Origin of the sequence: Psychrobacter sp. 1Y6 (assembly GCF_052258385.2) — a bacterium.
GTDB lineage: Bacteria > Pseudomonadota > Gammaproteobacteria > Pseudomonadales > Moraxellaceae > Psychrobacter.
In genome coordinates this window covers 2,480,831-2,495,985 of the sequence record NZ_JBQQEW020000001.1, presented here as the reverse complement: position 1 = coordinate 2,495,985, position 15,155 = coordinate 2,480,831, and the positions used below count along the sequence as shown (strand labels likewise).

11 protein-coding genes are annotated in these 15,155 nt (G+C 44.3%); 3 read left to right on the top strand and 8 right to left on the bottom strand.

Annotated elements, in window-relative coordinates; translation table 11 throughout:
- Window positions 1-223: 223 nt before the first annotated feature.
- The 3 genes from holA to leuS all read right to left on the bottom strand — a co-directional run bounded on the left by holA (window position 224) and on the right by leuS (window position 4,954).
- Window positions 224-1,324, bottom strand: a complete 1,101-nt coding sequence (gene holA, locus ACTXGF_RS24045; RefSeq protein WP_443532316.1) for a DNA polymerase III subunit delta — start codon at window positions 1,322-1,324, stop codon at window positions 224-226.
- A 162-nt stretch (window positions 1,325-1,486) separates the two neighbouring features.
- Window positions 1,487-2,200, bottom strand: a complete 714-nt coding sequence (locus ACTXGF_RS24040) for an LPS-assembly lipoprotein LptE (RefSeq protein WP_443532318.1) — start codon at window positions 2,198-2,200, stop codon at window positions 1,487-1,489.
- 66 nt (window positions 2,201-2,266) lie between these two features.
- The gene (gene leuS / locus ACTXGF_RS24035) at window positions 2,267-4,954 is read right to left on the bottom strand and encodes a leucine--tRNA ligase (protein WP_443532320.1); all 2,688 of its coding nucleotides are present in this window, start codon (window positions 4,952-4,954) and stop codon (window positions 2,267-2,269) included.
- Between the two features lie 226 nt (window positions 4,955-5,180).
- Here leuS and ACTXGF_RS24030 point away from each other — a divergent pair, with 226 nt between their 5' ends.
- Window positions 5,181-5,552 (top strand): Spx/MgsR family RNA polymerase-binding regulatory protein, encoded by a 372-nt coding sequence (locus ACTXGF_RS24030; protein WP_443532322.1) that lies wholly within the window; start codon window positions 5,181-5,183, stop codon window positions 5,550-5,552.
- A gap of 114 nt (window positions 5,553-5,666) precedes the next feature.
- Here ACTXGF_RS24030 and argB read toward each other — a convergent pair whose 3' ends face one another.
- From argB to ACTXGF_RS24005, 5 genes are all read right to left on the bottom strand, one after another.
- Complete coding sequence (gene argB, locus ACTXGF_RS24025) at window positions 5,667-6,578, bottom strand: acetylglutamate kinase (protein ID WP_057758912.1); 912 nt, start codon at window positions 6,576-6,578, stop codon at window positions 5,667-5,669.
- 77 nt (window positions 6,579-6,655) lie between these two features.
- Window positions 6,656-8,458 (bottom strand): phosphohexomutase domain-containing protein, encoded by a 1,803-nt coding sequence (locus ACTXGF_RS24020; RefSeq protein WP_443532324.1) that lies wholly within the window; start codon window positions 8,456-8,458, stop codon window positions 6,656-6,658.
- A 138-nt stretch (window positions 8,459-8,596) separates the two neighbouring features.
- Complete coding sequence (gene dut / locus ACTXGF_RS24015) at window positions 8,597-9,061, bottom strand: dUTP diphosphatase (RefSeq protein ID WP_443532326.1); 465 nt, start codon at window positions 9,059-9,061, stop codon at window positions 8,597-8,599.
- Window positions 9,062-9,268: 207 nt separating this feature from the next.
- A complete protein-coding gene (gene mgtE / locus ACTXGF_RS24010) occupies window positions 9,269-10,672 on the bottom strand; it encodes a magnesium transporter (RefSeq protein ID WP_101206268.1) in 1,404 nt (467 codons plus the stop codon).
- Between the two features lie 150 nt (window positions 10,673-10,822).
- The gene (locus ACTXGF_RS24005; protein WP_114700718.1) at window positions 10,823-12,856 is read right to left on the bottom strand and encodes a UvrD-helicase domain-containing protein; all 2,034 of its coding nucleotides are present in this window, start codon (window positions 12,854-12,856) and stop codon (window positions 10,823-10,825) included.
- An 827-nt stretch (window positions 12,857-13,683) separates the two neighbouring features.
- On the opposite strand from ACTXGF_RS24005, the gene ACTXGF_RS24000 reads away from it, so the two are divergent.
- Complete coding sequence (locus tag ACTXGF_RS24000) at window positions 13,684-14,307, top strand: NADH-quinone oxidoreductase subunit A (RefSeq protein ID WP_102091044.1); 624 nt, start codon at window positions 13,684-13,686, stop codon at window positions 14,305-14,307.
- Window positions 14,308-14,482: 175 nt separating this feature from the next.
- Window positions 14,483-15,151 carry a NuoB/complex I 20 kDa subunit family protein gene (locus ACTXGF_RS23995; RefSeq protein WP_101206265.1) on the top strand — a complete coding sequence of 223 codons (669 nt, stop codon included), beginning with the start codon at window positions 14,483-14,485 and terminating at the stop codon, window positions 15,149-15,151.
- Window positions 15,152-15,155: the final 4 nt, after the last annotated feature.

Below are 15,155 nucleotides of genomic sequence, written 5' to 3'. Positions count from 1 at the left end.
AAGGGAATGGAAATTAGTTTACGAAAGGTTAAGGTAGCCAGAAACAGAGACAGGTACAAAAAAGAAATACTTACTAAAAATCAATAAAACGGAGATTATAGGAGAACAAGATAGGGTAGTAGAATCTGGATTTATAGCGTTTAAATGTATAAATCAGTAAGAGAAGAGATGGATAACTTGTTAATAGTAGAAACAATATAAGGTGTTGAAAAGCGGATCAGTCTTAGCGCATAGCAAATAAACGCTTACCTGCAAGCTCTAATGCCGCTTGTAATAATAGCTCCCATGCTGGCTGGCGAACAAGTCCTTTAATAGCTTGATCACAGCGGTAAAGCATGGCAGGCCATTCGCTCGTTTGTTGTTTTGACTGACGGCGACAGGCTTGTTGGTATAACCCTTGCTTACTACGCCAAATGCCTAATGCTTGAGGGTCTTGACCGTCCATAAGTTGAATGATTTGACGCATGTCTTTGCTAATAGCCCAGAGTACTAAAGTAGTGGGCTCATCGGTCGACTTTAGCTGAAACATGATTTTGGCGACCTGCGTACTATTACCCGCGAGCATCGCATCAGACAAATCAAACACACTAAACTGCGCGTCGCTGACCAACGCTGCTTGTAGGTCTGCAATATCCAATGCCACATTATTCACAGGTTGTGAAAAGCTATTAGATTGTTCGGTGCTATTGTTATTAGCACTATTTTCACTAGTACTGTTATTAGCAACTAGCTGCGGTGCAAACAAATAGGACAGTCGCCATAGGGTTTGATAAGCACTTAGCAAATGATGCTCAGTGTGTGACATGAGTAGCTGCCACGCTTCTTGAGACAGTCGTAAGCCAAACTTCTGAGCTTGTATTTGTAGTAGCTGTTGGCGCTGCTGCTCATTGTATAAATTGCAATCAATGACATTGCCATATTGCGCAAAAGGAGCAAACCATTTGCTGCTCTGGCTGCGTTTGTCTTGCTTAGGTGTGAGCCACAACACACTATGGCCGTGTGTGCCAGCTTGTGCCTCGACCGCAAAACGTTCCAACTCAGCGATAACTGCTTTATCAGGTTTATGATTGCCTGTCACGATCAAGGCGCTGGCATCATCAAATAAAGACTGACTACCAAGCTCTGACAGTACTTCTTGCCAACTCTTGACAGAAATCAGCTCTATACGTTTGATTGCATAGTTCTGTGCGCGCCAGTGTGGACGCAGTGCATCTATCAACCATTGACTGAGTAATGGCTCGTCACCGTGCGCCAGCCACAAGCCCGCTACCGCAACGGAAGGCTGCAGTAGTTTTGGATAGGCTTTTATGAAAGTATCTTGCATAGCGTGGTGTTACACAGGTTGATGAGCAGGTAATACCAATTCCAAGAATATGCTTAACAATATTAAGCTAGCCCAGTCTACTCAAGGTAGTACTTACACTCGCTTAGTTTGCTACTCATACTTCTAGGGATGGTATCGTTTGATAATCAGAACGACTAACTATTACGGTTGTGGTACGACGACAACGGTTGGTGTCACACCTTTATTCATTTGCAGAGATTGTTTGGCAGCAGGTGCGACTTTAGGAAGCGAGATAGCAACATACTGGTCAGTGATACGGCGAGCTAAAGTATCATAGAGCCAATCGCGAGTCTGATCGCCTTGCTGATCGTCAGTACTAACAGAGGCTTCGTTGTACTGATAGCTTCGCTCGACCTGAATGGGGTTGCTTAGTGTTACAGGCTTACCATTTTCCATCGTTTGATAGCTGACATCTGCTGATAGTACCAAGCGAATCTCTGTTAATACGCCAACCAATTCGTAACGTTTAAAACGTACATTACGGATGTCGATAGCGGCAATAGACTCAGCCCCTGCTTGTTGGTTATTGCGGGCAACTTCTTCTGAGCTCATATTACTAATAACGTCGACACCTAACGTCTTTAGGCGACGCGTCAATGGTAGTTTCAGCGGGAAGGAGGTGCGATTGTCTTCGATGATGACCGCTGTTTTTTCGACGTCAAGCAGCATCGCTGAGTCGTAGCCACGCAGCTGGAAACCACAGCCGCTAAGAGCAGCGGCTGCACCTACCACTGCAAACATTGGCAGCGTGGCAAGTAAGACTGCTCCGAGCTTTTGGCCATGGGACTTTTTGTTAGCTAGGCTGTGTGCGCTTAACTCTGGTTGCGCCTGCTCAGCTCGATGCTTGTATGACATAAACGCTATCCTCATATGATAAGAAGGCTTAGAGCACTAAGCCTAAAATACTTAGCTCAAGATACCTCAGCCTACAACCACGATGTTAACCAATTTATTAGGAACGACGATTTCTTTTTTGATCTCGCCCGTGATGAATTTTGCCACGCTTTCCATAGTGCGAGCTTGCTCTTTTAGCTGCTCAGGATCGCTGTTTGGTGCGACATCCATCTTACCACGCATCTTACCATTGACCTGTACCACCATCGTGATCATGTCCTGTACCAGCGCACTTTCGTCCACGGTTGGGTAGTCTAAAGTTAAGGTATCAAGACCCAATTGCTCAAGCAAATGCTCACCGACGTGCGGCGCATAGACAGACAGCATAATCAGCAGATTGGTCAACGCTTCGTGTTTGACATGCAGCTCTTGCTCATTACTCGCGTTAAAGCCAGTCAGCTCATTAGCAAGCTCCATCAGGCTTGATACTGGCGTGTTCAATGCCAGACGATCACCCAAGTCACTGTCAATCTTAGCAATCGTTTCGTGCGTTTTACGGCGTAAGTTTTTGGCTTCTTTGCTCAACCCGTCTGTGTTCAAGGTAGCACTATTAAGCGTATCAATGCTGATATTGGCGGCCGTTAGCGCTTGCATATGATCGGTTGCAATGCGCCATACTTTTTTCACAAAGTTATAAGGGCCTTTTAGCGCGTCGTCTGACCATTCAAGTGTTTGATCCGCAGGCGCAGTAAATAGCGTATATAGACGAACCGTATCAGCACCATATTTATCAATAGTTAGCTGTGGATCTACGCCATTGTTCTTTGATTTAGACATTTTTTCGATTTTACCAATCGTGACTGGCTGGCCGTCAGATTTTAAGATAGCTTTGATTGGTTGACCGCGTTCGTTGAAGTCAATATCGATATCTTCTGCAAAGTAGTAGGTCGTACTACCATCCGCATTGACGCGGTAGAACGTGCCAGCAAGTACCATGCCTTGCGTCATTAGATTGGCAAATGGCTCGTCGCCTGTGACTAAGTTTTCGTCACGCATCAACTTGTGGAAGAAGCGTGCATACAATAGATGCATCACCGCATGCTCGACACCGCCAACGTATTGATCGACCGGCAACCATTTATTGGCAGCAGATTTATTGACCATGTTTTGTGCATCATTTGGGCTAGCAAAGCGTGCATAGTACCAGCTAGATTCTACGAATGTGTCAAAGGTATCCGTCTCACGCTCAGCAGGATTGCCGCATTTAGGACAAGTAGTGTTTACAAACTCTGGTAGGTTTTTGAGTGGATTACCGCGACCATCAGGTACGACGTCGGTTGGCAACACAACTGGTAAGTCTTGCTCTTCAACAGGCACAGTACCGCAATGCTCACAGTTGATCATTGGGATAGGGCAGCCCCAATAGCGCTGGCGAGATACACCCCAATCACGTAGACGATACTGGATCTTTTTCTTAGCCAGCTCTTTTGGCTCAAGCTTAGCCAGCATTGCTTCAAACGCTTGCTCAAAGTCTAGACCGTCAAACTCACCTGAATTAACCAAAGTGTTGCGTTCAGTATAAGCAAGATTCACTTCACTATCGTTCGCTTTGGCATCTGCTTTTAGCTCATCAAAATAGCCATTAGGGGTATTGATGACTTGTTTGATTGGTAGGTCGTACTTAACCGCAAACTCATAATCACGCTCATCATGAGCAGGTACCGCCATGACTGCGCCTGAGCCATAGCTCATCAGCACGTAGTTGGCAACCCATACTGGCACTTCTTCACCAGTCAAAGGATGCGTAACAGTTAGACCTGTATCCATACCGATTTTTTCAGCTTTGGCCAAATCAGCTTCAGCTACTGAGCCTTTTTTACATAATGCACAGAATTGAGCGATTGCGTCATCTTGCTCAGAGGCATACTGTGCAAGTGGATGCTCTGCTGCCACTGCAACATAAGTCACACCCATCAAGGTATCAGGACGAGTGGTGAACACATCTAAGGTGTTTTCTTCACCAGCAAGCTCATAAGGGAAGTGGACTTCCATACCAGCACTACGACCAATCCAGTTACGCTGCATGGTTAGTACTTCAGATGGCCAATGACCCTCTAGCTGGTCCAAATCATCCAATAGCTCATCAGCATAGTCAGTGATGTTGAAGTAGTACATTGGGATGTCGCGTTTTTCGACCGCAGCACCACTACGCCAGCCTTTGCCATCGATGACTTGCTCGTTTGCTAAGACGGTGTTGTCAACGGGATCCCAGTTGACCGTCGACAGCTTTTTGTAGACTAGGCCTTTTTTGTATAATTGCAAAAATAACCATTGCTCCCACTGATAATATTCAGGGCTGCAAGTGGCAAATTCACGTGACCAGTCAATAGACAGGCCTAGCAATTTAAGCTGCGCACGCATACTGTCAATATTGGCAAATGTCCATGCCGCAGGTGGCGTTTGGTTAGCAATCGCTGCGTTTTCAGCTGGCAAGCCAAAACCATCCCAGCCCATTGGCTGCATGACTTCATAGCCTTTGAGACGATAATAACGGCTTAATACGTCAGAAATCGTATAGTTACGGACATGGCCCATATGCAGCTTGCCACTTGGATAAGGGAACATTGATAGCATGTAACGACTTGGCTTGTCGCTTGGCTCATTGCTTACTTCAAAGCGCTTGTCAGTTGCCCATTTGGTCTGCTGCGCGGCTTCTATCGCTTGTGGGTTATAATAGTTGTTTTCTGTTTGGTCTGCTGTCACGGCGTTGCTCATAGTCGGCTCGAAATTGGTTGATACTGATTTATTTAATACGGATTTGTTTAATACTGATCAAAATAGGTGGAATTTGACAATGCCATAGCATAGCGTAATTTGGCGAAAATTGCGACGATATGATGCAGTTGCTTACTAGGTTTGACGATTAAAAGTAATGCATTCTCTATATCCAGTCAGCCTTAGGTATAATAGACAAATTAATGAATATTTATGAGGAATAATAATGACCATCACCATTTACGGTATCAAATCTTGTAGCACGATGAAAAAAGCGTTTACTAAGCTAAACGAATTAGATATCAGCTACGATTTTCACGATTATAAAAAACAAGGTATTGATAAAGAAACAGTACAGCGCTGGGTAAATGAGCTAGGTATCGAAAAAGTACTTAATAAGCGTGGTACGACGTGGCGCAAGCTAGACGACAGTCAAAAGCACGCAGCTGATGCTAGTGTAGACAACGCGATAGATTTACTCGTGGAAAATACCAGTATGATTAAACGTCCGATTGTAGAAGGTCAGTTGGCAGATGACGATCAAGCAGTATTACTATGCGGCTTCGATGAATCTGAGTTTGATAAAGTTTTTTCGTAAAATTGAGCTAGGCTGATATTTTAAATATAAAACTGCATAAAAAAGCCCGAGCATTTATATTAACTCGGGCCTTTCTACACTTAGCTTTTTTACATTTAGTATTGCTATATTTTTCTAGCTCAATGATGAATCTATTTCTCGACTGATGAGCGTACCAACCCCTTCGTTGGTAAAAATCTCAAGTAAGGTCGCATGAGGAACACGGCCATCAACGATTACCGCACTTTTGACGCCGCTACGTACCGCATCAAGCGCACATTGAATTTTGGGAATCATGCCGCCTGAGATAGTGCCATCTTCGATTAAGCTATCGACTTTCTTTGGCGTGAGTCCAGTCACTACTTCGCCATCACGGCCCAATACACCTTTGATATTGGTTAATAACATCAGTTTCTCTGCTTGTAAAAACTCCGCTACTTTACCCGCGACCAAATCCGCATTGATATTATAGGTATTGCCTTCAGCGTCAACGCCAAGTGGTGCGATTACCGGGATAAAATCAGAAGCAATTAGCATGTTAATCACGTCTTTATTGACGCTTACTACATCACCGACGAATCCTAAATCAACTGGTACAGCGATACCATCTGCGCCAATTTTTTCCATCATCAGTTTTTTTGCTTGAATCAAGTTGGCATCTTTACCTGTAAGACCAATCGCGCGACCGCCATGTTTATTAATCAGGCTAACAATCGATTTGTTGACGCTACCGCCCAAGACCATCTCTACGATATCCATGGTGCTTTTGTCAGTGACGCGCATGCCATCGATACGGTCTGATTGACGGCCAAGCTCTTTTAGGAGATTGTCAACTTGCGGGCCACCACCATGTACGACTACTGGATGCATACCGACGGTTTTTAACAACACAATATCGCGAGCAAACGAGCTCTCAAGCTCAGGGTCGGTCATGGCGTTGCCGCCGTATTTTACGACGATGAGTTTATCAACAAAACGCTGGATATAGGGCAGAGCAGTGGTCAATACTTCAGCGGTGTTTTTGGCATCATCTAAATTAAGCGTCATTACAAACTCCTAAGGGCCGGTTTTAAATTGGTTGTTTTTCTACTATGTCTAATGAGACAGTTATATGTTTTATGAGGCTACTCCGCGGGAATAGCAAGAATCTGTTCAGCTAGCGCTGCGTTAAATGGTCGACATAAAGCGGCAAATGTCGCCTGAATATCTTTTAGGTCATCTATACTGTCACCCGCAAAGCGCGCGGTCAGACTATTACTGGTATTTGATTGACGCAGTACGCCAAAACCATGCGCAAAATCCAAGCGCACACCATCGATACAGCTCAGCTTGGTTCCTACAGGTAATAATTCATGCGTCTGTTTTAATGCTATTTGCGCCTTCGCAGTAGCACAAGTACACGCTGACGACTTGCATGTTGTGGCGGGCAGGCAAGTACCTTTTAACTGCTGACTAGATGAAGAATCAGTATGGGTAGACATATCTACTAGATACTGCAAGTAATGGCAAAATCTCGTTAGTTGCTCTACGAGAGAGCAGTCGGTAGTAGCCGTCTGCGGCATTGGCAAGTAATGGTCAGCAGTACTGACTATAGTGGGCAAGCTATGGATGATATCTGCTAGCGGTTTTTTATCATTAGTATCATCATGAACTTGGTCAAGCCAATGCAGCAACCGTAATGCGGCATACATTGCATCATCATAAGGGATAAAGCGGCTGTCATTAAAGATGAAATGCCCTGATAATTCACCAGCAAAGACAATCTGATTGTCAGGATGCTGTACCTGCTGGCGCATAAAGCTGCTGCCAGTTTTGCTAATCACAGGTGTAGTACTAAGCTCAGATAACAGTCTTGGTAAATGATGAGCACATTTAATATCGAAAAGAACTTCAGATGTTAATAAAGAGTCGCTAAGAGAGTTAGGGTGCTCAGTAATAGCAATACGTGCCAATAGATAGAGCAAATGATCGGGCGTAACTATTTTGCCGTTGTTATCAACGATCATCAAACGATCGCCATCGCCATCAAACGCTAGGCCTATATCTGCTGCGTGCAAAACAACGGCTCGCTGCAATTCGTTTAGGCGGTTTGGTTCGGTGGGGTCTGGATTACCAAGGGGGAAATTACCATCAGGTGTGTCATTGAGAAAAATAACATGCTGGCAAAAACGTTCAAACAAGCGTTGAGCGATGCTCCCAGTTGCGCCATGCATACAGTCAATAACTATGACTAAATCAAGTTTATAAGCGTTTTTCTGATTGGCTGCAGTTGCCAAGTGATTATGCTGAAATAATTGTTCAAATACCTGCGCAATAGCATCGATATAGACGCTTGCTACTTGATGAGTAGGTAGTTGCTCAAGCAAATCAATTGGTAATTTTGAGTTGTGGTTATTCTCAATGCTTGCAGTGTTTTCTGAACACAAGACAGAATTTTTAGCTTGATTATCGAGATAGGCGTGATGACCATGATTAGCGGTTATTTGATGATAGAGCGTCTGTATCTCTGAGCTGCTAGGAGACTTGTTGTTCACCAACCATTTGATGCCTAGTATGTCTTTAGCAGAATGGCTCGCTGTTACGACTATGCCATGTCCTTGATATTGCATTGCCCAAAATGCCATCATTGGCGTGGTAATTAGGCCTAACTGGATTACGCGTAAACCCTGCTGAGCTAATACAGTAGAGAGCGTACGTGCAATGGCTTCACTACCAATGCGCATATCATAACCAATAACGACAACATTCTGCTTAGTCTCAACAGAAACACTAGTACTGATGTTTTTAGTCGGTTGGCTATCTTGGGCATTGTAGAGAGTGGCAAAAGCACGGCCTAATGCTTGTATAAAACGGCTAGTGAAATACTGGCTAGCACCACGGATATCATAAGCACGGAATAAGGATTGCTGCGCCGCAAAAGGTGGCATTGCTTACTCTCCTTATAACCGTGATAGATGTTCAATGATAAATAAAAAATGAATAGCGCAAGGTTTTAGATATAGCTTAAGCAAAACCTTAAAGGCTATCTAAAAAGTTGTCAGAAAAATTGACCAACAAAATAGCTACTATTGGCGACCTGAGTGTCCAAACCCGCCCGCACCGCGTACGCTTTCATCACTGAATTCTGCAACCACTTCAAACTCAGGACGAGCAACAGGTACCACGATGTACTGTGCCATACGCTCAGCTACATTAAGAACAAAGTCTTCGCTACTGCGGTTCCAAATACTAACCATCAGCTCGCCTTGATAGTCGGCATCGATTAACCCAACCAAGTTACCCAAGACGATACCGTGCTTATGGCCAAGACCTGAACGCGGTAAAATCATACCTGCATAATTAGGATCTTGAATATAAACCGCAAGACCTGTACCAATTAAATGGGTTTCACCTGCTTTAATCGTTAATGGCTCGTCAATACAAGCACGCAAATCAATACCTGCACTGCCATCGGTGGCACGAGTTGGTAAAGAAAACGCTTTATCTTCAGTAATTTTAGGGTTTACCACTTTAACTTGTACAGCTTGCATAACGCACTCACTTAACGATTTGATGGTTTTTAAATTATGATTTCAAACTAGGACTTTGAACTATGGTTTTAAATAAATCTTATTCGACATTTTTATATAAATAACAATTCTATATTTTAATTATTCAGCAATTCAGCAATTCAGCAATTCAGCAATTCAGCAATTCAGCAATTCAGCAATTCAGCAATTCAGCAATTCAGCAATCAACTAGAGTATCAACACGCTGGCCAATCCTAAAAAGGACATAAAGCCGACGATATCCGTGACAGTCGTTAAGATAACCGAAGCAGATAGAGCAGGGTCGATATTCATTCGTTTTAGCATCAGCGGTATGCTGATCCCCGAGACATTAGCCGCAGTCATGTTGATCGCAATGGCAAAACCGATGACGGCACTGATCTTAATATCATGAAACCATAACTGAGCAATAAACGCCATAATTATCGCCCAGATGATACCGTTTATCGCACCCACCCATAGCTCTTTATTCAACAGCCAGACACGGTTAGAACCACCGATTTGACCCATCGCCATACCTCGAATAACGACCGTCAGCGTTTGCGAACCAGCAATACCGCCCATACTGGCGACCACTGGCATCAATATCGCTAGCGCCACGACTTGTGCTAGTACTTCTTCAAACTGTCCAATCACTGCTGCGGCCAATAGTGCAGTACATAAATTGATACCTAGCCAAACGCTACGGCTTTTAGCACTGGTTAGGATGGGGGCAAACAACTCTTCATCTTGGCTAACACCAGCGAGGTTTTTCATGGTGCTGTCGACATCATCTTGGATGATTTCCATGATGTCTTCACCGTTTAGTTGACCAACCAGCTCGCCATGGCTATTGATTACGGGCGCAAAACGGATGTCTTCTGAACGAAAAATCGCGGCAGCATCTTGGATATCCAAGCGATCATTAATCGTAATGGCAGTATCAATCAGCTCCGAGACTAATGTATTCTGTTTATGCTTAATTAAATCTACTAGACTGAGTAGCCCTAGCAATTGCTGGCTTTGATCGACAACGAGTAGCTCTTGGCTCTCGTCATCGAGCAGGTCGTCATTTTCACGCAGCCATTCTTGCACATCCGCCAAATAGATATCATCCCTTATCTGAATAATATCAGGATCCATATAGCTACCCACTTCCCAGTCAGCATAGGTATCAAGTTTGTTGACTTGGACCCGAGTCTCTTCGTCTAGCGTTGCCATGACTGAGGTACGTACGCTCTCAGTGACAGTGTCCAAAATCTCAGAGATATCTTGCGCATCAAGGTCTTGGGTAAACAAGGATATTTCTTGAGAAGAAATATTCTCCATTAATGGCTGGCGCGTATCGACATCTAGCTCGGCAAGCACTTCACCTTTGATATGCTCTGGCACCTGCGCCCAAATCAACAGACGGTTTTGAGTTGGGAAGGACTCTAGTAGGTTGGCAATCTCATATTCGGACTGCTTTTCTAAGAACTCTGTAATGGCCTCGTATGCTTTATCAGCAACCAAACCCTGCAGATACAGCAGTTTATATTCGGCACTATATTCGGCTGAATTATAATCTCCTGACAGCATGGCGGTTCGTTCCTGATTTGGCGTCGGGGTAGGCATAAGTGTTCCAAGTTTTTACAGTCAATTTTTTACAGTATATAAAGAACAATAACAATTGTAACAATCGTTTTTTGCGCAGTCTAAAGCGTGTTCTCGCAAGCGTTTTACTTAGGTGTTTATTACTCAGATGCTTAAATGTTTTGAGTAAGATTAACGCTTACCCAGTAACGCTCGAATATTGGCCAGATATTCATCAGCGACGGCTTCTGGGTCTTTGGTCGCTTTTTTCTTTTTCGCTTTGGCAGGCCAGTCAATATGATCCTCAGGCAGCTCATCCAAAAATCTTGATTCTGAGGTAACGCGCATCTGACCACCGGCACGGCGCTGGGTCGCGAGCGTCAATGTCAGCTCACGGCGCGCACGGGTAATGCCTACGTACATCAGACGGCGCTCTTCTTCGACCGTCTCACTCATGATAGAGTTGCGATGCGGTAACATCTCTTCCTCAAGCCCCATAATATAAACAAAATCAAACTCCAAGCCCTTTGCCGCATGTAAGGTCATCAAGTTAACTTTGTTAGTGTTCTCTTCTTCTTGCTGTTGCTCAAGCATATCAAGCAGAACCAGCTTACGAATGATGGTATCAATCGTTCGGTCTTCATCTTCTTCAGCGCGATTAATCAAGGACTGAATACTGGTGTACAGCATATCGATATTATCAATACGGTTTTTTTCTTGTTGCGGCGTTTTGGCGTCGCTACGCACGAAATCAATATAACCTGTCTCATCAATCATCTGTCGTACGATCGGCACAGGGTCTGGGTGTTGATCCAGCTCACGCGTATAGTGCTCGATGAATTCACCAAACTCTTTTATCGTACCGTAAGCCTTTGACGGTAATACATGCGTCAGGCCAGCGTGGGTACAAGAGGCCAATAGCGATATGCTGTGCTCCTGCGCAAATAAACCAAGTTTTTCTAGCGTGGCTGGTCCCATACCGCGCTTGGGCGTATTGATAATACGTAAAAACGCACTGTCATCTTCGGGGTTCAAAATCAGGCGTAGATAGCCCATGATGTCTTTGATTTCACTACGCGCAAAGAACGACTGACCGCCTGACAATTTATAAGGCACTTGCAGCTGGCGCAATTGTGCCTCTAGCATACGTGCCTGAAAGTTACTACGGTACAGTACGGCATACTGCTCCCACTCGTTGCCAAAACGCAGCTTGTGCGTGACGATTTCTTTGGCGACGCGCTCTGATTCATCATCGTCATTACGACAATTGATGATGCGGATTTTTTCGCCTTGACCTTTATCTGACCACAGTTTTTTCTCGAATAAATGCTCGTTATTTAGAATAACGGCGTTGGCAGAAGTCAAAATGCGCGTGGTTGAGCGGTAATTTTGCTCAAGCATAACGATTTTTAGTTTTGGAAAATCTTCTTTTAGCAGTGCCATGTTTTCGGGCTTCGCACCACGCCACGCATAGATAGATTGGTCGTCATCGCCAACCACGGTAAAGCGACCTTGCGGGCCAACCAGATATTTAATCATCTCATACTGGGCAGTGTTGGTATCTTGATACTCATCGACCAATAGATAGCGAATACGGTTCTGCCATTTGTCACGCAGTTCTCTGTTTTCACGCAATATCTTGGTTGGCAATACAATCAAGTCATCAAAATCGACCGCATTATACGCACGCAAGTTACGCTCATAAAGCGCATATAACGTGGCAAAAATCATGTCTTCTGGATCGTCTAGCGTTTCCATCGCCTTATCAGGCTCGACCAAGTCATTTTTCCAATCCGAAATCATTTTGATGGCTTTACCGACCAACTCGCGACTTTCAGCGCCACTTAAGTTGTCGCGCATCATTAGCTCCATCAGTAGGCGCTTACTGTCATCGCTGTCCATAATGGAAAAGTTGCCTTTTAGCGGAGTATGAATCAGCTCATAGCGCAAAAACTGTAGACCAAATTGGTGAAACGTTGACACCGTTAGCCCGCGCATTTTTTCGCTTGGTAGCAATTTGCTTACCCGCGCTTTCATCTCACGTGCCGCTTTATTGGTAAAGGTCACGGCGGTGATACGCTCAGCTGGCATGTCGCACTCTTGGATTAGGTAAGCAATCTTACGCGTAATCACAGAGGTCTTGCCGGAGCCCGCACCTGCAAGTACAAGTAATGGACCAGATACGTAGAGCATGGCTTCTTGTTGTTTGGGATTGAGTTGACTCATAACGTGACCTGTAAGACAAAAGCAAAAAAGAGGGTAGCTCTGATATGATAAAGATAGATAAACGCAGCGCGCATCATCAAAACTCGTATCGTTGCGATATTTTAATAATCTTTATTATAAGAATAATAGGATTTAAGGTTTGATGATGGCATATCATAAAAATCTGGTGGGTCATTATAAAGCAAAAATGCTCACTTTGGGGGAGGACTTGGGTGATGAAAGTGGGGTATTCGGACACTTGATTTTTGACAAATAGCGTGGCAGTGTTTGCTCATAGCCGAAAGTACGGATTTGGGGTTAATAAAGGTAAGGTCTATATCATAATTCATAGTAAAAAAAACACATTTTTTTTACACAGAAAGTGACCGTTCAATACAGTTAAAAACTAGCTTTTAGGCACTGATATGCGTATAGTACGTAAATAATTTATGCCAGTTGTCACGTCATTGTTGACCACGTGTAATGAGCTATTAAATCAATTAAGTAAGCAGTCGAATATGATATTGATTTAATACGTTGATCTTACGTTGTTAGAAGATGCGTTGGGCGACCAGCCTTTATCCGCGCGCATACCGGAATCTCTACAGTTGGTCACGTCTGACATCGTCGTCAATAAGCTTGATAATTGGTTGTTACCAGTAAAATACCTAACATGTGACTCAATGACAGTTACTTAAACACAGTGACAGTTACTAAAGTGCAGTGACAATTACTCAAATAAAGTCACTTTGTGTTTTCGTCTGCGTTATACCTGTCGCAACATGGCCTGAGTGGGTCAGTGCTTGCGCTGTGTCTAACACTCGATTGGGTGAGGAGCACGTATTATCATGTCTGCTTTTAATTGGTCAGCCATTGCTTTTATCTTAGCCGCCATTGGGCTAGTTGTCTTTATGCTGGTCGTACCGCGCTTACTTGGCGGTCGCTCTCAAGGCTCACAAAAGGAAGAAGTATTTGAAGCGGGTGTTGTCGGATCTGGCAACGCCCGTATTCGTTTGTCTGCCAAATTTTATTTGGTCGCAATCTTCTTTGTGATTTTTGATTTAGAGGCGCTATATCTCTACGCTTATGCTGTGTCAGTACGCGAGGCAGGTTGGCTTGGCTTTGCCGCCGCTGGCACGTTTATCACTATTCTGATTATCGGTTTGATTTATGAGCTGAGCTTGGGTGCGATGAACTGGGCACCTGCTGACAAGTTACGCAAAAAAGCACGCTTATATGCGGCGCCTGCAGGCTTTAATTTGGCAGACATCACCAAGTTTGATGGTGCTCATGAGCTAATGGTCGATCCGACAGGTAAAGTACCCGCGCAGTCATCCGGTCAAATCAATGTCTCAAATAATATTGAGACCAATCGTCGTCATCTACAAAACATCGATCATATTAATACCACAGGTAACGTTACTTCTGTGGATTTTGCGACGTCTGCTCAGCAGGACAAAACTGAACGTTAATAGCAGTTGATGCTCAGCTTATAGCGTTTGCAAAAACGAGCAGCAAAGCATGAAAGCGTCAGTTCTGTTTGTATTAATGATCGCTGATGATTAGCCACTTATTTATCATAAAAGTTATGGTGACAGCGCGAGCAAGATGATTGCCACGCCAAGCCTAATATGAAGGTTGTATGTTATGAAATACACATTAACAAAAGCCAACCCCGATGCAGATACCTATCCTGCACAGACCAGTCAAACGGTCAATGATCCTATCGAAGATGAAGTGAATAAAAACGTCTTTATGGGTCGTCTTGAAGACCTCGTTCATTCAACAGCAAACTGGGGGCGTAAGAACTCACTTTGGCCATTTAACTTTGGTACCTCTTGCTGTTATGTTGAATACGCTACTACCTTAACCGCCGTTCATGATTTGTCACGTTTTGGGGCAGAGGTTATTCGTGCCTCGCCTCGTCAGGCGGACGTCATGATCGTCGCTGGTACTTGCTTCGTTAAGATGGCCCCTGTCATCCAGCGCCTATATGAGCAAATGCTTGAGCCAAAATGGGTTATCTCTATGGGTGCCTGTGCCAACTCGGGCGGCATGTACGATATTTATTCTGTCGTACAAGGTGTCGATAAGATTATCCCTGTTGATGTCTATGTGCCAGGTTGTCCGCCGCGTCCAGAAGCGCTTATTCAGGGTTTGATGTTGTTACAAGAATCTATTACTAAAGAGCGTCGTCCGCTGGGTATCCATGTCAATGAGCAGGGTATCTATCAGCCGCAAATGACGCCTGAGCGTGACCGCAAGCAGGCAGATCGTATCGCTGTCAAAAACTTGCGCAGCCCAGACAGTATTTAAGTTT